Source organism: Shinella sp. GW821-FHT10F02 (genome assembly GCF_058809275.1).
Window position 1 is genome coordinate 174,745 of record NZ_JBXASL010000009.1, and the last position, 19,992, is coordinate 194,736.

General features: G+C 64.5%; 21 protein-coding genes. 7 read left to right on the top strand and 14 right to left on the bottom strand.

The window, feature by feature from the left end; translation table 11 throughout:
* Positions 1 to 12: 12 nt before the first annotated feature.
* Positions 13 to 1,446 (top strand): ribosome biogenesis GTPase Der, encoded by a 1,434-nt coding sequence (gene der, locus AC1RWL_RS26430; RefSeq protein ID WP_256117600.1) that lies wholly within the window; start codon positions 13 to 15, stop codon positions 1,444 to 1,446.
* On the opposite strand, the gene AC1RWL_RS26435 is transcribed toward der, so the two are convergent.
* The 4 genes from AC1RWL_RS26435 to AC1RWL_RS26450 form a co-directional block, all read right to left on the bottom strand.
* Positions 1,397 to 2,254: an AraC family transcriptional regulator gene (locus tag AC1RWL_RS26435; protein WP_493096484.1), complete on the bottom strand. Its 858-nt coding sequence runs from the start codon at positions 2,252 to 2,254 to the stop codon at positions 1,397 to 1,399. The genes der and AC1RWL_RS26435 overlap by 50 nt on opposite strands.
* Before the next feature lie 130 nt (positions 2,255 to 2,384).
* A complete protein-coding gene (locus AC1RWL_RS26440) occupies positions 2,385 to 2,936 on the bottom strand; it encodes a YbhB/YbcL family Raf kinase inhibitor-like protein (RefSeq protein ID WP_493096483.1) in 552 nt (183 codons plus the stop codon).
* 97 nt (positions 2,937 to 3,033) lie between these two features.
* Positions 3,034 to 3,948: a sugar kinase gene (locus AC1RWL_RS26445; protein ID WP_493096482.1), complete on the bottom strand. Its 915-nt coding sequence runs from the start codon at positions 3,946 to 3,948 to the stop codon at positions 3,034 to 3,036.
* A 16-nt stretch (positions 3,949 to 3,964) separates the two neighbouring features.
* Complete coding sequence (locus AC1RWL_RS26450) at positions 3,965 to 4,969, bottom strand: Ldh family oxidoreductase (protein WP_493096481.1); 1,005 nt, start codon at positions 4,967 to 4,969, stop codon at positions 3,965 to 3,967.
* Positions 4,970 to 5,119: 150 nt separating this feature from the next.
* Between AC1RWL_RS26450 and bglA the strand changes: the two genes are divergently transcribed.
* The gene (gene bglA / locus AC1RWL_RS26455) at positions 5,120 to 6,763 is read left to right on the top strand and encodes a beta-galactosidase BglA (protein WP_493096480.1); all 1,644 of its coding nucleotides are present in this window, start codon (positions 5,120 to 5,122) and stop codon (positions 6,761 to 6,763) included.
* Between the two features lie 3 nt (positions 6,764 to 6,766).
* On the opposite strand, the gene AC1RWL_RS26460 is transcribed toward bglA, so the two are convergent.
* The 4 genes from AC1RWL_RS26460 to AC1RWL_RS26475 form a co-directional block, all read right to left on the bottom strand.
* Positions 6,767 to 7,012, bottom strand: coding sequence for a DUF2442 domain-containing protein (locus AC1RWL_RS26460; protein WP_493096479.1), 246 nt, complete (start codon positions 7,010 to 7,012; stop codon positions 6,767 to 6,769).
* Positions 6,993 to 7,238 carry a DUF4160 domain-containing protein gene (locus tag AC1RWL_RS26465; RefSeq protein ID WP_493096478.1) on the bottom strand — a complete coding sequence of 82 codons (246 nt, stop codon included), beginning with the start codon at positions 7,236 to 7,238 and terminating at the stop codon, positions 6,993 to 6,995. Before AC1RWL_RS26465 ends, AC1RWL_RS26460 begins: the two co-directional genes overlap by 20 nt.
* Positions 7,239 to 7,247: 9 nt before the next feature.
* Positions 7,248 to 8,942 (bottom strand): adenine deaminase, encoded by a 1,695-nt coding sequence (ade, locus tag AC1RWL_RS26470; RefSeq protein WP_493096477.1) that lies wholly within the window; start codon positions 8,940 to 8,942, stop codon positions 7,248 to 7,250.
* A 75-nt stretch (positions 8,943 to 9,017) separates the two neighbouring features.
* Positions 9,018 to 9,887 carry an aldose 1-epimerase family protein gene (locus AC1RWL_RS26475; RefSeq protein WP_493096476.1) on the bottom strand — a complete coding sequence of 290 codons (870 nt, stop codon included), beginning with the start codon at positions 9,885 to 9,887 and terminating at the stop codon, positions 9,018 to 9,020.
* A 111-nt stretch (positions 9,888 to 9,998) separates the two neighbouring features.
* Between AC1RWL_RS26475 and AC1RWL_RS26480 the strand changes: the two genes are divergently transcribed.
* Genes AC1RWL_RS26480 through AC1RWL_RS26490 form a run of 3 tightly spaced genes read left to right on the top strand, consistent with a single transcriptional unit; the run spans position 9,999 to position 12,555 of the window.
* A complete protein-coding gene (locus tag AC1RWL_RS26480; protein ID WP_493096475.1) occupies positions 9,999 to 10,487 on the top strand; it encodes a GNAT family N-acetyltransferase in 489 nt (162 codons plus the stop codon).
* Positions 10,488 to 10,525: 38 nt separating this feature from the next.
* Positions 10,526 to 10,936 (top strand): thiol-disulfide oxidoreductase DCC family protein, encoded by a 411-nt coding sequence (locus tag AC1RWL_RS26485; protein WP_493096474.1) that lies wholly within the window; start codon positions 10,526 to 10,528, stop codon positions 10,934 to 10,936.
* Complete coding sequence (locus AC1RWL_RS26490; protein WP_493096473.1) at positions 10,933 to 12,555, top strand: saccharopine dehydrogenase family protein; 1,623 nt, start codon at positions 10,933 to 10,935, stop codon at positions 12,553 to 12,555. Before AC1RWL_RS26485 ends, AC1RWL_RS26490 begins: the two co-directional genes overlap by 4 nt.
* A 161-nt stretch (positions 12,556 to 12,716) precedes the next feature.
* On the opposite strand, the gene aptA is transcribed toward AC1RWL_RS26490, so the two are convergent.
* From aptA to AC1RWL_RS26520, 6 genes are all read right to left on the bottom strand, one after another.
* Complete coding sequence (gene aptA, locus AC1RWL_RS26495) at positions 12,717 to 14,042, bottom strand: omega-aminotransferase AptA (protein WP_256117586.1); 1,326 nt, start codon at positions 14,040 to 14,042, stop codon at positions 12,717 to 12,719.
* Between the two features lie 183 nt (positions 14,043 to 14,225).
* Positions 14,226 to 14,564, bottom strand: a complete 339-nt coding sequence (locus tag AC1RWL_RS26500) for an ArsR/SmtB family transcription factor (protein ID WP_256117585.1) — start codon at positions 14,562 to 14,564, stop codon at positions 14,226 to 14,228.
* Positions 14,565 to 14,746: 182 nt separating this feature from the next.
* Entirely contained in the window at positions 14,747 to 15,511 is a 765-nt protein-coding gene (locus AC1RWL_RS26505; protein WP_493096472.1) for a HugZ family pyridoxamine 5'-phosphate oxidase, read from the bottom strand.
* An 82-nt stretch (positions 15,512 to 15,593) separates the two neighbouring features.
* Positions 15,594 to 16,634, bottom strand: a complete 1,041-nt coding sequence (choV, locus tag AC1RWL_RS26510) for a choline ABC transporter ATP-binding protein (protein ID WP_435267792.1) — start codon at positions 16,632 to 16,634, stop codon at positions 15,594 to 15,596.
* Positions 16,631 to 17,506, bottom strand: coding sequence for a choline ABC transporter permease subunit (gene choW, locus AC1RWL_RS26515; protein ID WP_435267791.1), 876 nt, complete (start codon positions 17,504 to 17,506; stop codon positions 16,631 to 16,633). The genes choV and choW overlap by 4 nt, the downstream gene beginning before the upstream one ends.
* Positions 17,507 to 17,652: 146 nt before the next feature.
* Positions 17,653 to 18,612, bottom strand: coding sequence for a choline ABC transporter substrate-binding protein (locus tag AC1RWL_RS26520; protein WP_256117580.1), 960 nt, complete (start codon positions 18,610 to 18,612; stop codon positions 17,653 to 17,655).
* 228 nt (positions 18,613 to 18,840) lie between these two features.
* On the opposite strand from AC1RWL_RS26520, the gene AC1RWL_RS26525 reads away from it, so the two are divergent.
* Positions 18,841 to 19,428: a thymidine kinase gene (locus AC1RWL_RS26525; protein ID WP_493096471.1), complete on the top strand. Its 588-nt coding sequence runs from the start codon at positions 18,841 to 18,843 to the stop codon at positions 19,426 to 19,428.
* A 26-nt stretch (positions 19,429 to 19,454) separates the two neighbouring features.
* The gene (locus tag AC1RWL_RS26530) at positions 19,455 to 19,832 is read left to right on the top strand and encodes a c-type cytochrome (protein WP_439624415.1); all 378 of its coding nucleotides are present in this window, start codon (positions 19,455 to 19,457) and stop codon (positions 19,830 to 19,832) included.
* Positions 19,833 to 19,992 lie beyond the last annotated feature (160 nt).

The following is a 19,992-nucleotide window of genomic DNA, read 5'->3' on the forward strand; positions in this document are numbered from 1 at the left end:
ACGGAACACATCATGAGCTTTACCGTCGCCATTGTCGGACGCCCCAATGTCGGCAAGTCCACCCTGTTCAACAGGCTCGTCGGCAAGAAGCTCGCGCTCGTCGACGACACGCCCGGCGTCACCCGTGACCGCCGCCCCGGCGATGCGCGCCTCATCGACCTGAAGTTCCGCATCATCGACACCGCCGGCCTCGAAGAAGCCGCGCCCGAGACGTTGCAGGGCCGCATGCGGGCGCAAACGGAAGCGGCGATCGACGAGGCGGACCTTTCGCTCTTCGTCGTCGATGCCAAGACGGGTCTGACGCCCGTCGATACGGCGCTTGCCGACATGCTGCGCCGCAAGGGCAAGCCGGTCGTGCTCGTCGCCAACAAGTCGGAAGCCCGCGGTTCCGACGGCGGCTTCTACGATTCCTACACGCTCGGCCTCGGCGAGCCGACGCCGATCTCTGCCGAACACGGCCAGGGCATGCTGGACCTGCGCGACGCGATCGTTGCCGCGATCGGTGAGGAGCGCGCCTATCCCGAGGACGACGAGGCCGAAACCGATGTCGACGTGCGCGCGGAAGCCGCTGCCGAAGGCGCGGAGCAGGACGAGGATTTCGAACCGGAATATGACGAGACGAAGCCGCTGCGCGTCGCCATCGTCGGCCGCCCGAACGCCGGAAAATCGACGCTGATCAATCGCTTCCTTGGTGAGGACCGGCTCTTGACCGGCCCGGAGGCTGGCATCACGCGCGATTCGATCTCCGTCGAATGGGACTGGAAAGGCCGCACGATAAAAATGTTCGACACGGCCGGCATGCGGCGCAAGGCGCGCGTGCAGGAGAAGCTGGAAAAGCTCTCCGTCGCCGATGGCCTGCGCGCCATCCGCTTTGCCGAGACCGTGGTCATCATGTTCGATGCGACGATCCCCTTCGAAAAGCAGGATTTGCAGATCGTCGATTTCGTGCTGCGCGAGGGCCGCGCCGCCGTGCTCGCCTTCAACAAGTGGGACCTGATCGACGATCCGCAGGCCGTGCTCGCGGAGCTTCGCGAAAAAACCGACCGGCTGCTGCCGCAGGCACGCGGCATCCGCGCCGTGCCGGTCTCCGGTCAGACCGGCCGCGGCCTCGATAAGCTGATGCAGGCTGTCATCGATACGGACCGTACCTGGAACCGCCGCATCTCAACCGCCAAGCTCAACCGCTGGCTCGATGCGCAACAGATCCAGCATCCGCCACCGGCCGTCTCCGGCCGCCGCCTGAAGCTGAAATACATGACGCAGGTGAAAGCCCGCCCGCCGGGCTTCATGATCTCCTGCACGCGCCCCGATGCGCTGCCGGAATCCTATATCCGCTACCTGACGAACGGCCTGCGCAACGACTTCAACCTGCCCGGCGTGCCGATCCGCATCCACTTCAAGGCGTCGGACAATCCGTTCGCCAGCAAGGCGAAGAAGCGGCGCTGATTTTCGGGTCGGGCCTCATGTGCCCGCGGATCGCGCTCGGCGGGAAGCCGAAGCGGGCTCGGAAGCGCGTGGCAAACCGCGATTGCGATTCGTAGCCGACGGTTTGCGCAATGCTGAGGACGGAAAGCTCCGTCGATTGCAGGAGCTGCATGGCAAGCGACATGCGCACATCGATCAGCAGCGACTGAAAAGACCATCTTTCGGCAGCAAGCTTTCGCCGCAGCGTCGCCTCGCTGACATTCAGCGCCCGGCACAGATCGACGCTTGTCCAATTCGCGTGCGGTTCTGCGGAGAGGATAGCGCGCACACGGTCGCTGACGCCCGCGGGCTTCGGCGCAACGAAACGCCCTCCCGCGAGATCGAGCCAAAGCAGCAGTTCTGAAAGCCGGTGGCGGGCAATTTCGACGGGGATGCTGGCGGGTTCCGTGATTGCCTGCGCGCAATCCGCAAAGGCGTCCTGAAAGCCGCGATGCGGGTGGTCGATCGTGAAGGCGCGCTCGAAAGGGCGGCCTTTGCCCGGTGTTGCGGCAAAGGCGGCCACGGTTTCCGGTTCGAAGGCGATCCAGCGCGCGACATAGGCGCTCGCACCATCCGCGGCATTGATCACGTCGAACGTCTCGCCTTGGGCGAGCGCGATGCAGCCGCCGGCCGGAACGCCCCATTCCTCTTCGCCGGCGCGCAGGATCTTGGTGCCGTGTTCGACGAGGATGAGAAGAGGGCGGGTGATCAGGATGTTGGCATAACGCAGCCGATTATACTGCACGATGCGGGCAGAAGCGCCGATTTCCGGGCGTATGGCGATGTTCATCCGGTTCCATCCTGTCGTCCCGCCCGAGCCTACCCCCGTTGGCTAGGCCCGGGCAAGGACATGGAGTTTGTCAGGGAAAAATGGGAACCGGTTTTCCCGAAAAGACAAACGAAGACAAAAGGCTGGCCTATCAGCGCTTGCCCTTGGCGGAGATTGTTGCGGTGGCAAGCGTGTTCATGTTGCTGACAAAGCCGACCATGGCGGGCGTGGCGTCGTCCGGCACCGGCAGCCTCTCGATGCCGAGCGCCTTTACTGTGATCGTGTAGTCATGCTCCGGCCCCTCCGGCGGGCAGGCTCCGAGAAAGCCGGGTGTGCCCATGTCCGTTGGCGTCATGCGCGTGCTGTGCGGCAGCGCAGCCTTGCCGTTGCCGGCACCCGCAGCAAGCGAGTTTGCGTCGGCAGGCAGGTCGATGACAACCCAGTGCCACCAGCCGGAGCCGGTCGGCGCATCCTTGTCGTAGATCGTTACGACGAAGCTTTTGGTCCCTGCCGGTGCGTTCGACCAGCGGATATCCGGCGAGATGTTGCCGCCAGTGCAGCCCATGCTGTCGGCAAACTGTTCCGGCTGCACGGCGCCGGAGGAGAAGGCGGCGCTGGTAACGTTGAAATCGGCCGACAAGCCGGCCTGCGGGCAAAGGGAGAGCGCGGCGGCGAAGGCCGCCATGAAGCGTGATGTCGTCATGGTTTCTTTCCGTTTTCGGGGGCAACGGGGAGAAACTAGGACGATTCAGGGCAACGGTCGGCGCGAGATCGATCGATTTTGGCACCGATCCGATCAATCAGCAGCCCGGCAGCTTGTCCTTCGCCACCAGCGCGCCGTGGTGCTGGATGACGCTGGCTGCGACATCGGCGGCGAATCGGGCTGCGTCGTCCGGGCTTGCGCCCGTTGCCAGGCGGGCGAGGAAGGCGCCGTTGAAGCTGTCACCGGCGCTTGTCGTGTCGACGATTTTTTCGACTTTTGCGGAGGGCGCGTGGCTGCGCGCGCCGTCGAAGACCAGCGTTGCGCCCTCGCTGCCGTCCTTCACGACGATCTCGCCGACGCCGAGCGCGCGGTAGCGGGCGATCGTCTCTTCCAGCCCGGCATCGCCGAAATGGGTGGTTTCGTCGTCGAGGCTCGGCATGACCAGCGTCGCGGCGCGTGCGCCTTCGGTGATCGTCGTGCGCATGCGTTCGGCATCGTCCCACAGGCGCGGGCGGATGTTGGGGTCGAAGACGATGCGCTTGCCGGCGGCCTTGCCGCGGCGAAGCTCGGCGAGCAGGGTTTCGATATCCTCGGCGGGCAGGATCGCCAGCGTGATGCCGGAAAAGACGACCACGTCGGAGGCCTCGATTGCGGCGCGCAGCCGGTCGCCGTCGCGGGCAAGCAGCTTTGCCGCGGAGACGGAGCGCCAGTAGGAGAAGCTGCGCTCGCCGTCCTTCAGGTGGATCATGTAGAGGCCCGGCGAGCGGCCCTCGATGCGCGCGACATGGCCGGTGCCGATGCCGTGGCCTGCCATGAAGGCGAGCATTTCGTCTGAAATCATGTCGGTGCCGACGGCGGAGAAATAATCGACGCTCCAGTCGGCCGGCAGGTATTGGCGGGCATAATAGGCGGTGTTGAAGGTGTCGCCGGCGAAACTCTTGCGCATCAGGCCGCCGTCCGCCTGCATCAGTTCCACCATGCACTCGCCGATCGAGAGCAGCCGTCCCGCCATGTCGAAATCCTCCCGGCTAATTCCGCCGGAAAGAGGAAATACTGTCAAAGAGTTGGCGGGGCAAGACGATGCCGGCGCTTTCCGCCTGCCGTTGCCGCTCCACGCGGCCGATGCCGGGAATATGCACGCCGTATTCGCCCGAAAGCCGCTCCACATGCGCGGCGAGGCGGGCGGAAAAACCATCGGCGAGAAGCTGCGGCGCCAGCGCCAGCACGAAGAGGCCGGCGCCGGGCGAGGTCTCGCCCGCCTGGAAATCCGGTGCGTCGACCGACCAGTTCGCTCCGGTGAGGCCGGCGGCGAGCACTTCCACCATCAGCGCGATATTGGCCCCGCGCTCTCCGCCGAAGGCCAGCAACGCGCCTTGCATGGCCGCGAAGGGATCGGTGGTCGGCTCGCCGTCCTGGTCGAGCGCCCAACCCTCGGGGATAGTCTCGCCGCGCGCCGCCGCCTCGCGGATTTTCACGAAGGCGGTGGCGCTGGAAGCCTGGTCGATCAGCAGGAAGCGGCCGTCGTGAAGGGGGGCGGCGAAGGCGAGCGGATTGGTGCAATAGACCGGCAGGCGGCTGCCCGACCCGGCAAGCAGCGCCGGCCCGTTGGTCGCGGCCACGGCAACGAGGCCTTCCTGCGCCAGCCGGGCGACATACCAGCCGAGTTCGCCCGTCGTGTAGCTGTTGTGTGCGGTGAAGATAGCGATGCCGAGCGCCTTCGCCTTCGTCACCAGTTCCTCATGCGCGACGGAAAACCCGTGCTGTGCCACGCCGCCCATCGCATCGCATTTCAGGATTGCCGGCACCGGCGAGGTGAGGAGGGGCTCGGCGCGCGCGACGATCCGCCCGTCGACAAGGCTCCTGAGATAGTCCGTCAGGTGGGCGAAGCCGACCGCCCGCTTGCCGGCCATTTCTGCATCCACCGTGGCGCCGGCAAGGGCTGCGGCCCCCGCCTCGACCATGCCGACGCGCATCAGCGCCGTTTTGGCAAGCTCGATGGCTTCGGCGGGGGAAAGGGTGACGTCATCGGTCATGCGGTCAGCCTTCTCTCTGGAAATCGCCGGCATCATCCCGACCGATCCGCCCTTCGTCAACCTTCGAAAAATCGCGGGTTGTGCCGTTTACGCCCCAAGGTGCGCGCGTTACATCTTGTTGAACGCAATTGGAAACCGGAGCGAGAACGCATGGCAAAGCCCCGCAAGAAGGCCGACGACTGGTGGCGCGGCGCGGTCATCTACCAGGTCTATCCCCGCTCGTTCCAGGACACGACCGGTGACGGCATGGGGGACCTTCGGGGCGTCACCAAACGGCTCGGGCACATTGCCTCGCTGGGGGTGGATGCGATCTGGCTCTCGCCCTTCTTCAAGTCGCCGATGGCCGACATGGGTTATGACGTCTCGGATTACTGCGACGTCGACCCGATGTTCGGCACGCTTGCCGATTTCGATGCGATGCTTTCCGAAGCCCACCGCCTCGGCCTCAAGGTCGTCATCGACCAGGTGATCTCGCACACTTCCGACCAGCATCCCTGGTTCGTCGAAAGCCGCTCCAGCCGCACGAATGCCAAGGCCGACTGGTATGTCTGGGCCGATCCGAAACCGGACGGTACGGCGCCCAACAACTGGCTGTCGATCTTCGGCGGGCCGGGCTGGGAATGGGACGGCGTGCGCAAGCAATATTACATGCACAATTTCCTCATGTCGCAGCCGGATCTCAACTTCCACAACCCGGATGTGCAGGAGGCCTTGCTGAAAACCGTGCGCTTCTGGCTCGACCGTGGCGTGGACGGTTTCCGGCTTGATACGGTGAATTTCTACTTCCACGACAGGAAGCTGCGCGACAACCCGCCCCATGAACCCGATCCCGACGGGGTCGGCCTCGATGCGCCGGACGTCAACCCCTATGGCATGCAGACGCACCGCTACGACAAGACGCAGCCGGAGAATGTCGAGTTCCTCCGACGGTTTCGCGCTCTGCTCGATGAATATGAGGGCCGTATGACGGTTGGCGAGGTGGGCGATGGCGCACGTTCGCTGAAGACGGTTGCCGAGTATACGAGCGGCGGCGACAAGCTCAACATGTGCTACACGTTCGACCTGCTGGGGCCGGATTTCACGGCAGAACATGTGCGCAAATGCGTGCAGAGTTTCCAGCGCGCGGTGACGGACGGCTGGGTCTGCTGGGCCTTTTCCAACCACGACGTCAACCGGCATGTCAGCCGCTTCATCAAAACGTCGGAGGAACGCGAGCGCGTCGCCAAGCTCGCGGTCACCCTGCTTTCGACGTTGCGCGGCTCGATCTGCCTCTACCAGGGCGAAGAACTCGGGCTCACGGAAGCGGACCTCGCCCTCGAGGACCTGCGCGACCCCTACGGCATCCGCTTCTGGCCGGCCTTCAAAGGCCGCGACGGATGCCGCACGCCGATGCCCTGGCAGCGCAGCGAGGCCCATTCCGGCTTCAGCACGGGAAAACCCTGGCTGCCGGTGCCGGAGGAACATTCGCGCCTGGCCGTCGACGCGCAGGAAAGGGTCTCCGGCTCCGTGCTCAACCACTACCGCGCCACGCTCGCGTTCCGGAAGGAGCACGAGACGCTGCACGACGGCGACATGTCCTTCCTGCACTCCAACCAGGATATCCTCGCCTTCACCCGCGAAAAGGGCGGCGAAAAACTGCTCTTCGTCTTCAACCTGACGCGCGAAAAGGCCGAGTTCGTGCCCGCGAAATCACTGAAGCTCGGCGAGCCGCTGCCCGTGCCCGGCTTTGGGGCGAAGCTGAAGGATGGGACGATCGAGCTGGATGGGCTGGATATGGCTTGCGTGCGGATTTGACGGTCAGGCGGCCGGACGGTTCACCGTCTGGTCGCCGCGGCCGGCCAGAAGGCCGGCGATTGAAATATCTTCATCGAGGCTATCCCAGTGGATGCCACCGGGACTGAGTTCGTAGCGCAGGCGTGCTGCGTTGCCTGCGGTCAAAAGGCGGGGAAACCAGGCCAGCGGTACGCCCAGCGTTCGACCGTCGTCGAGCGACACCCACATGGTATGGTCGTCGAAGCGAATATCAGTTGCCGAAATAGTCATGCCACGTTTTCTCGATGAGACGCCTGTTGTCGATGACGAGGCGTAGGATAACAGAGAGCTCCTTGCTGTTGAAGTCGCGGCTTTCGCCAATGCCGATCGCCGGCTGCAACCAGATTTTTGCAATTGCTCCGCCGCTGCGGACGTGAATGTGAACTGGCTCGCGTGGATCGCCTTCGTTCGAATAGAAGAAGAAGGTGAGATTCTGGTGGCGGAAGACCACAGGCATCGGCAAACCTCACCCGATCAGCGCAAACCGGTCCACATCCACCATCCCCCTGTCCGAGATCTTCAAATGCGGGATCACCGGCAGGGGCAGGAAGGCGAGTTGCAGGAAGGGTTCCTGCAGCGTCGCGCCAAGCGCGAAGGCGGCCTGGCGCAAGTGATGCAGCGTGTCGCGCACCGTCTCGTATGGTTCGAGGCTCATCAGGCCGGCGACGGGAAGCGCGATCTCGCCGGTCACCTTGCCGTCCTCGACCACGACGAAGCCGCCCTTGATTTCGCCCAGACGATTGGCGGCGAGCGCCATGTCGTCCTCGTCGACGCCGACGACGCAGATATTGTGGCTGTCATGGCCGACGGTCGAAGCGATCGCGCCCTTCTTCAAGCCGAAACCCTGCACGAAGCCGTTGGCGTGGTTGCCGTTCTTGCCGTGGCGCTCGATGACGGCGACCTTGATGATGTCCTGCGCGAGATCGACGGTCGTCTGGTTGCCTTTCGCGGGCAGCCGGTAGCGCCGGTGCTCGGTGATGATCTTTCCCGGCAGCACGCCGATGACCGGCGTCTCGCCATCCGTGACCGGCACGGCAAAATGCGCGGCATTGACCGGCCGCGCCTTGACGCTGTCGAGGCCGACCGGGGCGACGGATTGACGTGTCGCAAACAGCGCGTCGTCGACCCTGCGGCCGGCGGAGAAAACGATCTCCGTCTTGCAGTTCTCCAGCGTGTCGATGACGGCGAGGTCGGCGCGCCAGCCGGGCGCGACCAGGCCGCGATCGCCGAGCCCGAAGGCCTTGGCGGCGGAAATCGAGGCCGCGCGGTAGACGGCGAGCGGCGCGCGACCGTGGCCGATCGCGGTGCGGATCATATAGTCGAGATGGCCCTGTTCGGCGATGTCGAGCGGGTTGCGGTCGTCCGTGCAGAGCGCGATGAAGGGTGACAGCCGCTCGGTGATGATTGGTAGCAGCGCCAGCAGGTCCTTGGAGACAGAGCCCTCGCGCACGAGGATGTGCATGCCCTTGCGGATCTTTTCCAGTGCCTCCTCGGCGGTCGTGCATTCATGCTCGGTGCGGATGCCGGCGGAAAGGTAGCCGTTGAGGTCGTTGCCGCGCAAGAGCGGCGCATGGCCGTCGATATGGCCGCCCCGGAAGGCTTCGAGCTTGGCGAGACAGATAGGATCCTTGTGGATGACGCCGGGGAAATTCATGAATTCGGCAAGGCCGATGACCTTCGGGTGGTCGCGGAAGGGCAGCAGGCGCTCGATCGGCAGGTCGGCGCCGGAGGTCTCCAGATGCGTCGCCGGCACGCAGCTTGAAAGCTGCACGCGGATGTCCATGATGGTTTCCAGCGCGCTGTCGAGGAAAAACTGGATACCCTCCGTGCCCAGTACATTGGCGATTTCGTGCGGATCGCAAATCACCGTCGTCACGCCATAGGGCAGCACGCAGCGGTCGAATTCATGCGGCGTGACCAGCGAGGATTCGATGTGCAGATGGGTATCGATGAAGCCCGGCACGACGATGCGGCCGGAAATGTCGATCTCGGTGCGGCCGGTATAATCGCCGCAGGTGCCGACGATGCGGTCGCCGGAAATCGCGATGTCGGAGGCGACGAGCTCGCCCGTCACGAGATCGAAGAACTGCCCGCCCTTCAGCACGATGTCGGCTGGTTCGCGGCCGGTTCCCTGGTCGATGAAGCGTTCCAAGTCGGTCATGGCAAAGTCTCCGAATCCTTTTGCGGAGACTCTAGCGGCCCGGCGGCGAGAGGGAAGGGCCGGCGCGCCGAATTGCTAGACAGGGAAGGTGACGGAAAAAGCAAAGCGCTTCGTTTCGCCGCCGGAAAGCACGGTGGTGGAGGGCCGGTCTCTCAACTCGCGCGATCCGCCCAATTCCGCCGCCGTACCGTGCCAGGGCTCGACGCAGAGGAAAGGTGCGCCGGGTTTTGTCCAGAGCGCGAGGTTCGGCAGGTTTTCGAAGCGGAATTTCAGCGCCGGCCCGCCGTCGGCCTCGTAGGTCAGGCCATCGCCCGCGCCTTCGGGGAAGACCAGCGCGTCGTTCTCGAACAGGCCGTGGACAAGCACGAGCCGGCCCTTATCGAAGGGCGAGGCCTGGCGCTCCGCGGAGAGCAAGCCGTTTTCCAGCGGCTGGCGTTCCGGCTCGGCGCCGTTATCGAGGATGACACGATGCGGCTTGCCTTCCGCGCCGGGCAGGGGCCAGGCGAAGGCGGGGTGGAAGCCGAAGCCGAAGGGCATGGGCTCTCGCCCGCGGTTCTCCACTTCGGCGGCGACAGTGAGGGTGGCGCCGTCGAGGCTGTGTTCGACGGAAAGCCGGAAATCGAACGGGTAGATGGCGCGGGTGTCGTCGGAGGCTTCGAGCGTGAAGCGGCAGGCCGTCGCGCTGGCGCCGGCGGGCGAAAATTCCCGCCGCCGGGCAAGGCCGTGCTGCGCCATCGGGTAGGGCTTGCCGTCGATCAGCAGCGTGTCGTCCGGCGCCTTGCCGACGATCGGGAAGAGCACCGGCGAGCGCCCGGTCCAGAAGGCGGCGTCGCCGTTCCACAGCCAGTTCGTCCCGTCGCGCGCGGTGATCGCCTGCATTTCGGCGCCGAGCGAGGAGACATCGATCGAGAGGTGGTCGTTCTCTATGCGGGTGATGGTCGGCATGAGGCTCTCCCCAGGTTTTGTCGTGGGCACAATAGCCCCGAAACCGGGCGGGCTTGCAAGCGCTAACAGGCCGTGGCTAACCTTCGGCCCCGCATGGAGGAGCAGATGCAGATGGCACATACCATTCGCCCGGCCGAGACGTCGGAGATCGCGGCCCTCGCGCGGCTCTGGCATGCCGGTTGGCAGGATGGACATGCGGCGGTGCTCCCAGCCGAACTGATCCGCCTGCGCACACTGGAAAGTTTTGAAAACCGCCTGCCGGCCATGCTGGACGATGTGCGCGTCATCGGCGAGCCCGGCGCGCTGCTCGGCTTCTGCTACATCAAGCATGACGAATTGGACCAGCTTTTCGTGGCGCCGGAGGGGCGCGGTGCGGGCATCGCCGCAGCCCTCGTGGCCGATGCCGAAGCGCGGCTTGCCGCTCATGGCGTGACAACGGCCTGGCTTGCCTGTGCGATCGGCAACGACAGGGCCGCGCGCTTTTATGAAAAATGCGGCTGGACGCTCACAGGCACGGTCACCATCAGGACGGACACAATCGAAGGTCCGTTCGATCTCGATGTCTGGCGCTATGAAAAGACGCTTGTCCCGGCCGCATAGTGGTTGATGGCGGCAGGCCGGCGCCATATGTTCAAGTCATGAACCGGAACGACGCGGCAGGCCCGATCATCGTCTTCGATGCGGAGTGCATTCTCTGCTCGGCCAATGCGCAATTCGTGCTCCGGAACGATCACGCCCGCCGTTTCCGCCTCGCCTCCATGCAGAATGCGGTGGGTGCGAGCCTCTACCGCCGCTTTGGCATCGATCCCGCCGATCCCGAATCGATGATCGTCGTCGAGGGCGACCGGCTGTTCAAGGACAGCGATGCGGTTCTGGCGATCTATGCCGGCCTCGGCTGGCCGTGGAAGGCTTTTGCCGCGCTGCGCTTCATTCCTCGTGTCCTGCGCGACCCGGCCTATCGCTGGCTTGCGCGCAACCGCTATCGCATTTTCGGGCGACGTGACGCCTGCTGGGTGCCGTCGCCGGACGATGCGGACAGGGTGCTGTGAAAAGCGTTATCGTGCTCGGCGGCTATGGCGGTTTTGGTGCCCGGCTTTCGAGACGGTTGGCAGCGGATGGCTGGGCGGTGCTGGTTGCCGGCCGCAACGGTGCCGCGGCCGAGCGCCTTGCCGCGGACCTGCCCAATGCCCGCGCGTTGGTGGCGGATCGCAATGCCGACCTCCGCCCGCTCCTCGAAACTCATCGCCCCTTCCTGCTGGTCGATGCGGCCGGGCCGTTCCAGGGGAGCGGCTACCAGGTCGCGGAAGCCTGCATCGCCAGCGGCGTGCACTATCTCGACCTTGCGGATGCGCGGGATTTCGTCTGCGGCATCGGGCGGCTTGATGATGCGGCACGGGCGGCCGGTGTCGCGGTCATCTCCGGCGGCTCCAGCGTGCCAGCGCTTTCCGGCGCCGTCATTGCTGAATTGTCGCGGGACATGGAGGATGTGTGTTCGGTCGAAACCTCGATCAGTGCCTCCAACCGGGCGACGGCGGGCGCGTCGGTTGCGGCGGCGATCCTGAGTTATGTCGGAAAGCCGGTGCGGCTGTGGCGCGGACGGCGCTCTCGGCAGGAGACCGGCTGGCACCGGCTGCATGTCGCGCGCTACCGCATTGCCGGCCGGGCGCCGATCCGCCGGCTGGTGGCGCTCGCGGATGTGCCGGACCACGATATCGTGCCGGTCGCCGTCCCCGGAAAGCCGGCGACGGTTTTTCGCGCGGGGCCGGAATTCGCCTTCCAGCTCCTGACGCTCTGGCTCCTGAGCTGGCCGGTGAAATGGGGCTGTGTTCGCTCGCTTTCACCCTTCGCCGGATGGCTGCTGCCGCTGCAGAAGCTGAGCGCACGTTTCGGCACGGATCGTTCCGCCATGGCGGTCGAGCTCAAGGGATTTGCCGGTGGCGAAGCGGAGGTGCGCCGCTGGACGCTGATTGCCGAGAACGGCGACGGGCCGGAGATTCCGACGATTGCCGCGCATGTGCTGGCGAATGCCATGGCGGCGGGGCGGTTGGAGCCGGCTGCGCGCCATGCGGCGGGCGAGGTGGTGCTTGACGATTTTACCCCGCATTTCGACAAGCTCGCCATTTTTCGGGAAATCGAAAGCCGGCCCTACCAGCCTCTCTACCGCCGCGTCATCGGCCCGGCTTATGCGACCCTGCCGCAACCTGTTCGCGCCATGCACGACCTGATCGGCGATGCCGGCGCCGCCGGGCGGGCAAGGGTGCGGCGTGGAACCTCGCTGCCCGCGCGTATCGTCTGCGCCGTCATGCGCTTTCCGCCGGAAGGCGAACACGACCTGCATGTCTCCTTTGAGGAGCGTGACGGCGCCGAGCGCTGGACGCGCGATTTTGCTGGCCATGCTTTCATGAGCGAACTCAGCCAGAAGGGCGACCGTCTCACCGAACGTTTCGGCCCGATGCGCTTCTCCTTCGACCTGCCTTCGGACGCCACCGGCCTCACGATGGTGATGCGCGGATGGTCCGTCCTTGGCATCCCCATGCCGCTATGGCTGGCGCCGCGCAGCGAGGCGCGGGAATGGGCGGAGGGCGAGGACTTCTGCTTCGACGTGCCGATCGCGCTGCCGGGCATCGGCACCATCGTGCACTATTCCGGCCGCCTGAGGCGGATCTGACCCGCACAAACGAAAATGGCGGACGAAGCCGCCAATTCGATCAGTGACAACCTCACCCCACCCACAACGTCATCCTCGGCCTTGAGCCGAGGATCCGCTGGCGTATTCGGGCGATGGATGGTCGGGTCAAGCCCGACCATGACGGAGGAGGAGGGGGGCGATCAGATGTTGTTCTGCAAGACCTCGCGCAGCTTGCCGAACAGGTCGTCGATATGGTGCTTTTCGATGATCAGCGGCGGGGAGAGTGCGATGATGTCGCCCGTCGTGCGAATGAGCAGGCCCTTTTCATAGGCCTTGAGGAAGGCGTTGAAGGCGCGTTTGGTCGGCTCGCCGGCGATGGGGGCGAGTTCGACGGCGCCGATCAGGCCGACATTTCTGATGTCGATGACGTTCGGGCAATCCTTCAGCGAGTGCAGGCCGTCCTCCCAGTAGGAGGCGAGTTCCGCGGCGCGGGTCAGCAGGCCCTCTTCCTTATAGGTGTCGAGGGTGCCGAGGGCGGCGGCGCAGGCGAGCGGATTGCCGGAATAGGTGTAGCCGTGGAAGAACTCGATCATGTGCTCCGGGCCGTTCATGAAGGCATCATGGATCTCGGAGGTCACGAAGACGGCGCCCATCGGGATCACGCCGTTGGTGAGGCCCTTGGCTGTCGTGATGATGTCGGGCTTCACGTCGAAATATTGCGCGGCAAACGGCGCGCCGAGGCGGCCGAAGCCGGTGATGACCTCGTCGAAGATCAGCAGGATGCCGTGCTGCGTGCAGATCTCGCGCAGCTTCTGGAGGTATCCCTTCGGCGGGATGAGCACGCCGGTGGAGCCGGCGACCGGCTCGACGATGACGGCGGCGATGGTGGAGGCGTCGTGCAGGGTGATGATGCGCTGGAGTTCGCTGGCGATATCGCCGCCATGCTCGGGCTCGCCGCGCGAAAACGCGTTTTTGTCCGGGAAATGGGTGTGCGGCATGTGGTCGACGCCGGTGAGCAGCGTGCCAAACATCTTGCGGTTCGAGACGATGCCGCCGACGGAGATGCCGCCGAAATTGACGCCGTGATAGCCGCGCTCGCGGCCGACCAGGCGGAAGCGCGAACCGTCGCCCTTGGCGCGGTGATAGGCGAGCGCCACCTTCAGCGCGGTCTCGACCGATTCGGAGCCGGAATTCGTGTAGAGAACGTGGTTCATGCCCTCAGGCGCGATGTCCACCAGGCGATTGGCGAGCTCGAAGGCCTTGGGGTGGCCGAGCTGGAAGGCGGGGGCATAATCGAGTTCGCCGGCCTGTTCGCGGATCGCCTCGGTGATCTTCGGGCGGCAGTGGCCGGCATTGACGCACCAGAGGCCCGCCGTGCCGTCGAGCACCTGCCGGCCGTCATGGGTCGTGTAGTGCATGTCCTTGGCGCCGACGAAGAGGCGCGGTTCCTTCTTGAACTGCCGGTTCGCCGTGAACGGCATCCAGAAGGCGCGCAGATCGTTGGGGGTGTTGAGGCGGTTGGACATGCGGTCTCTCCGGTGCTTCTGAATGCGGGGGCTTTTGAATGCGGGTCCATGCGGATGGCAAATTTTACCCGGCGGTCAAAGTATCAAGGCGCCCCGGGGCGTCAAGCAGCCTTGGGCGCGCAGCCATGCAAAACGCCCCGGACGGGCATCCGGGGCGGCCTATGCCGGGTGATTTCATTCTGTTCAGGCGATGCGCAGCTTCTTTTCGGCGGCGCCGCTGCCGGAAGCCCGGTAGATGCGCTCGAGCGCGTCGAGAATGGTCAGCACGGCATCCGACTTGCTCGAATAATAGATGGTCTGGGCATCGCGGCGCGTGGTCACCAGGTTCTGTGCGCGCAGCTTCGAAAGGTGCTGGGACAGCGCCGACTGGCTGAGGCCGACCTGGTTTGCCAGGGCGCCGACCGCGATCTCGCCTTCGACCAGCACTTTCAGGATGAGCAGGCGTTTGGGGTTCGCCATGGCGGAAAGAAAGTCCGATGCAACTTCGGCCTGCGCGTGTTCTGCGTCTGAAATCTTGTCCATCTGAAACTCCTTTGGGCGTTTCCGCTTCAAATCATATGATTTTATGTGAATCCGCTTGTTAGCATATAAACAAAATACCCCTCATCAAGAGCCAGAAATGGGGGTATGCTGCACGCATAGCGATAGGCGCAGGCCGAAAACCCGGAACACGCCAAAGCGGACGGACGCGGAAACGCCGCTTTTCAGCCAGCCGCCCGTGCTTCGCGAAGCAAACGCGCAAGCTCGCCCCTGAGTTCCGAGGCCTGATCAAGTTCGCGTGAAAATTCCAATCGCTTCAATTTATCGCCGCTCGCAAGGTCTACGCCGGCCGCATCGAGGCCGACGATGACCCATTCGCCGTCCTTTGCGCCGCAATAATGGCGGGCGTAAATGCCAGCTGCCTCCGCATGATCGCTGTTCATGTGCTCGACGGCGCCGGTTTCCATCTCGGCGAGCGCGCCGCGGGCGGGTGAGCGAATCAGCAGGTCGTCTGCAGTGAGCACGAAGGCCTTGCCGAAGCCGCCGTTCAGGTGGGCGCGCAGCGGCACGAGGCGGAAGAAGGCGAAATCCGGGAAATCGACATAGAGTTTCGCCTTCGGATGGCGGCGGATGAAGCGTTCCCGCAGCGCCGCATGCAAATCGCTTTCGCGCACCACTTCCTCGGCCTCGCAGATGATGGTGAGGCGCGGATGGGCGAGCGGATCGCCCTTGCCGGGCTCGCCGGCGAGCAGCGAGGCGCGCGGATCGCGCCGCAACGCCTGGGTGTGCACGGACAGCGCCGAGACGAGGATGACCGGCGTGCCGTCCGTATCGGTGCCGGTCAGCGTTCGGCTGGCGAAGGGCGCGCCGCTTTCCGGCTCGATGACCGCGAGCGCGCAGCTTCGCGCCGAGCGCAGCAGCGTGCGCGCGAGGCGGCGGGCGTCGTCGTCCGTTTCGCGCAGAACGCTGGGTTTGTCCTTCTCGGCCATGGTGCTTGCTCCCCGTATCGCGAATGCAAAAGGCAGCGCCCTTGCGGAGCGCTGCCTTTTCTAGTCCGATTGGGCGCGGCTGTCAGCCGCGGCGACGATGCCGCGTCAAACCGTTGACGACATCCTGCGCGCTGATCGTGCCGATCACCGTGCCGTTGTCGACCACGCCGACATTGCCGGGCGTGCGCGACATGGCATCGAGAATGTCGACGAGAGGCGTCTGCGGGGTTGCCGTCGCGGTGACGCCGCCATTGCTGGAGGCGCCGTGCTGCATGACGTCCTGCGCCGTCAGCATGTTGATCGGGTTCATGTTCTGCACGAAATCCGCGACATACTGGTTGGCCGGGTTCTTGACGATATCCTGCGGCGTGCCGCACTGGATGATCCGCCCGCCTTCCATGATGGCGATGCGGTTGCCGATGCGGAAGGCTTCGTCGAGATCGTGGCTGACGAAGAGGATGGTCTTCTTCAGCCGGCGCTGGAACTCCAGAAGCTCGTCCTGCAAACGCGTGCGGATCAGCGGGTCGAGCGCGGAAAACGGCTCGTCCATCAGCAGGATCGGTGCGCCGGTGGCAAACGCCCGGGCGAGGCCCACGCGCTGCTGCATGCCGCCCGACAGTTCGTTCACCTTGCGGCTCGCCCATTTGGTGAGGTTGACGAGTTCGAGTTGTTCGGCGACGCGCGCCTTGCGCTCGTTGTCCGGCACGTTGGCGAGTTCGAGGCCGAAGCCGACATTGTCGGCGACGGTGCGCCAAGGCAGGAGCGCGAACTGCTGGAACACCATCGAGACGGTGTGCATGCGGAAATCGCGCAACGCCTTGGGCGTCGATTTGTACGGGTTCACCGAACCGTTGCCGGCCTTCACCTGCACATCGCCGCGCACCACCGGGGCAAGCCCGTTGACCGCGCGCAGCAGCGTCGACTTGCCCGAGCCGGAAAGGCCCATCAGCACGAGGATCTCGCCTTCGGTGATCGACAGGGTCGCATCGGCGACGCCGAGCACCAGCCCGGTTTCCGCGCCGATCTCGTCGCGGGTCTTGCCCGCATCGACCATGGCGAGCGCCTTTTGCGGACTGTCGCCGAAGATGATCGAGACGTTCTGGAAGATGACGGTGTCGGTCATTGGGCGTCTCCGTCATCGGAGGAGCGGAAGAGGCGGTCGAGGATGATCGCCAGGATGACGATACAGAGGCCGGCCTCGAAGCCCATGGAGATATTCACGGTGTTGAGCGCGCGTACCACCGGAACGCCAAGCCCCTTGGCGCCGACGAGGGCCGCGATGACCACCATCGACAGTGACAGCATGATGGTCTGCGTGAGGCCCGCCATGATCTGCGGCGTGGCATAGGGCAGTTCCACCTTGCGCAAGACCTGGCTCGGCGTCGCGCCAAAAGCCTGGGCGGCTTCGACCAGCGAGGGCGGCGTGGAGATGATGCCGAGGCGGGTGAGGCGGATCGGCGCGGGAATGGCGAAGATCACCGTGGCGATGAGGCCCGGCACCATGCCGAGGCCGAACAGGATGAGCGCCGGGATCAGGTAGACGAAGGTCGGGATCGTCTGCATGAGATCGAGGATCGGCCGCAGGATCGAGTAGAACCAGGGCCGGCGCGCGGCGGCGATGCCGAGCGGTACGCCGACAACCATGCTGACGCCGGTCGCAGCCAGCACGAGCGCCAGCGTTTCCGTCGTCTCCTTCCAGTAGCCCTGGTTCACGATGAGCAGCAGGCCGAGGAAGGTGAAGATCGCCACGCCGAGCGAGCGGCGGAAATACCAGCTCAACCCCGTCACCAGCGCGATGAAGAAGAACGCATAGGCGAGTTTGCCGCCGGCGCTGGTGATGAACGGCCCTTGCAGCAGGAAGAGCACGGCATCGATGCCGGCCTGCAGGAAGACCTTCAGGAAATCGAACAGGCCTTTGCCATTCGTCGTCAGCCAGTTGACGGCTTCCTTGGCAATCGGGCCGATCGGAATTTTAGAAACGGTAAGCCAATCCACGGCAGCAAGCCCCGTTCTGGAGGTTGAGGATGAGCAGAAATGCCCGCGCAATTCCGGGTGCAAAACCGTCGCACACTTTTGCTGGAATTGCAGTATCCAGAGGCAAGAAGGGCGGGAAAGTTTCCTTCCCGCCCTATTCTGGCCTGTTAGAGACCGAGTGCCGTTTTTACGGCCGGCAGGGCCTCGCCGCTGCCGTCCTTGGTCGTGACGCCGGCAAGCCACGGCTCGATGGCCGCCGGGTTGGCCTTGATCCATTCGGTCGCGGCCGCTTCCGGGTCCTTGCCGTCGTTCAGGATCTTGCCCATGATCTGGTTTTCCATTTCCAGCGAGAACTTGAGGTTCTGCAGGAACTTGCCGACATTCGGGCATTCGGCGACATAGCCCTGGCGCACGTTGGTGTAGATGGTCGCGCCGCCGAGGTTCGGGCCGAAGACGTCGTCGCCGCCGGTCAGGTACGTCAGCTTGAAGTTGGCGTTCATCGGGTGCGGTTCCCAGCCGAGGAAGACGACCGGGGTGCCATCCTGCTCGGCGCGGGCGACTTCCGCCAGCATGCCCTGCTCGGAGGATTCGACCACTTCGAAGCCGGTGAGGCCGAACTTGTCGCCGGAGACCATGTCGATGATCAAGCGGTTGCCGTCATTGCCCGGCTCGATGCCGTAGATCTTGGCGCCGAGCGCATCCTTCTGCGCGGCGATGTCCTTGAAATCCTTGATGCCGAGTTCGGCGCCCTTGGCGTTGGTCGCGAGCGTATACTTCGCGCCCTCGAGGTTCTCGCGCACGGTCTCGACCGAGCCGTCCTCGCGGAACGGCTTGATATCGGCTTCCATGGTCGGCATCCAGTTGCCGAGGAATACGTCGATGTCCTTGTTCTTCAGCGAGGTATAGGTAACCGGCACGGAGAGAACGGTGGTTTCCGTCTCGTAACCGAGACCCTTCAGGATGGTGGCGGCCGTCGCGGTCGTGGCGGTAATGTCCGTCCAGCCCACATCCGAGAACCGAACCTTGCCACAGCTTTCGGCTTCGGCGGCCGAAACATGGGCGACGCCGAGGGCGAGGACGGATACGGCTGCGGCAAGAATGGTTTTGAATGGTGATGCAGTCTTCATTTTTTGCTCCCCTTATAATTGGTGGTATAGCCAATCATCAAAACGACATGCTTTCAAGCACCTTGGCGTAGCCCGAAGCCACTGAAACGTCCAATAAATTTCGCGCCTGTTCGCAATTGCGCCCATGAATGTCGCAACGGATGGGCCGTGCTGTTTTCTGTGGTTTTCCGCCCTTGGCGGCTGGAAAATCGCGTGCTCCCGCGCCATGACGCGGGGACGGAGAAAATCATGGCCAAGCTCTATTTCAGTTACGCGACGATGAACGCGGGCAAGTCGACGCTGCTCCTGCAGGCGTCCTACAACTACCGTGAACGCGGCATGCGCACCGCGATCTTCATCGCCTCCTTCGACGACCGCGCCGGCCAGGGCCGCATCTCGTCGCGCATCGGGCTGACCTCGGATGCCATCGCCTTCGACCATACCGACGATCTCTACCGCCATATCGAACAGCTGAATGGCGATGGCGATGGCGAGATCGCTTGCGTCTTCGTCGACGAGGCGCAGTTCCTGTCGGAAGAACAGGTCTGGCAACTCGCCCGCGCCGCCGACCGCCTGCACATCCCCATCATGGCCTATGGCCTGCGCACCGATTTCCAGGGCAAGCTCTTTCCGGGTTCGCAGGCGCTGCTCGCCATCGCCGACGAGCTGCGCGAAGTGCGCACCATCTGCCATTGCGGCCGCAAGGCGACGATGGTCGTGCGGCTGGGCGCAGACGGCAAGGTGGCGCGCGAGGGCGCACAGGTGGAAATCGGCGGCAACGACAAGTACGTTTCCTACTGCCGCCGCCACTGGGACGACATCATGAACGCCGATTGACGGCATCGAGCGGCGAAGGACGGACGATGAAACATCTTCTTGCAGGTGCAGCCGCTTTCCTCTGTCTGACCACCTCCGCGCTGGCGGAGGGCGATCCAATCGCCGGCAAGGCGGTGTTCAAGAAATGCATGGCCTGCCACTCGACGGAGCCGGTCAACAAGGTCGGGCCGACCTTGTCCGGTATTATCGGCAGGCCGGTCGCCTCCATTGCGGATTACAGCTATTCCCCGGCCATGACGGCCTTTGCCGAGGGCGGCAAGCAATGGAACGAGGGGCTGATTGCCGAATATCTGATGGCGCCCAAGGCGATGGTGCCGGGCACGCGCATGACCTTTGCCGGGCTCAAGAAGATCGAGGACATCGCCAATCTCATTGCCTACTTGAAGAGCCCGGCGCAAGAGTAGGCGTGCCCAAGAATTTTTGCCCGCCGGCCTTGCGGGCGTCCCGTACTGTCCCACATCTTGTTCCGGTAACGCCGTCGGGCAGGTTCCTATCCGTCTGAAATCGTATAGTGTTGCCGCAACGGAATAAATCGGGCGGCGAAGACGTCTGCCGTGGAGAGTT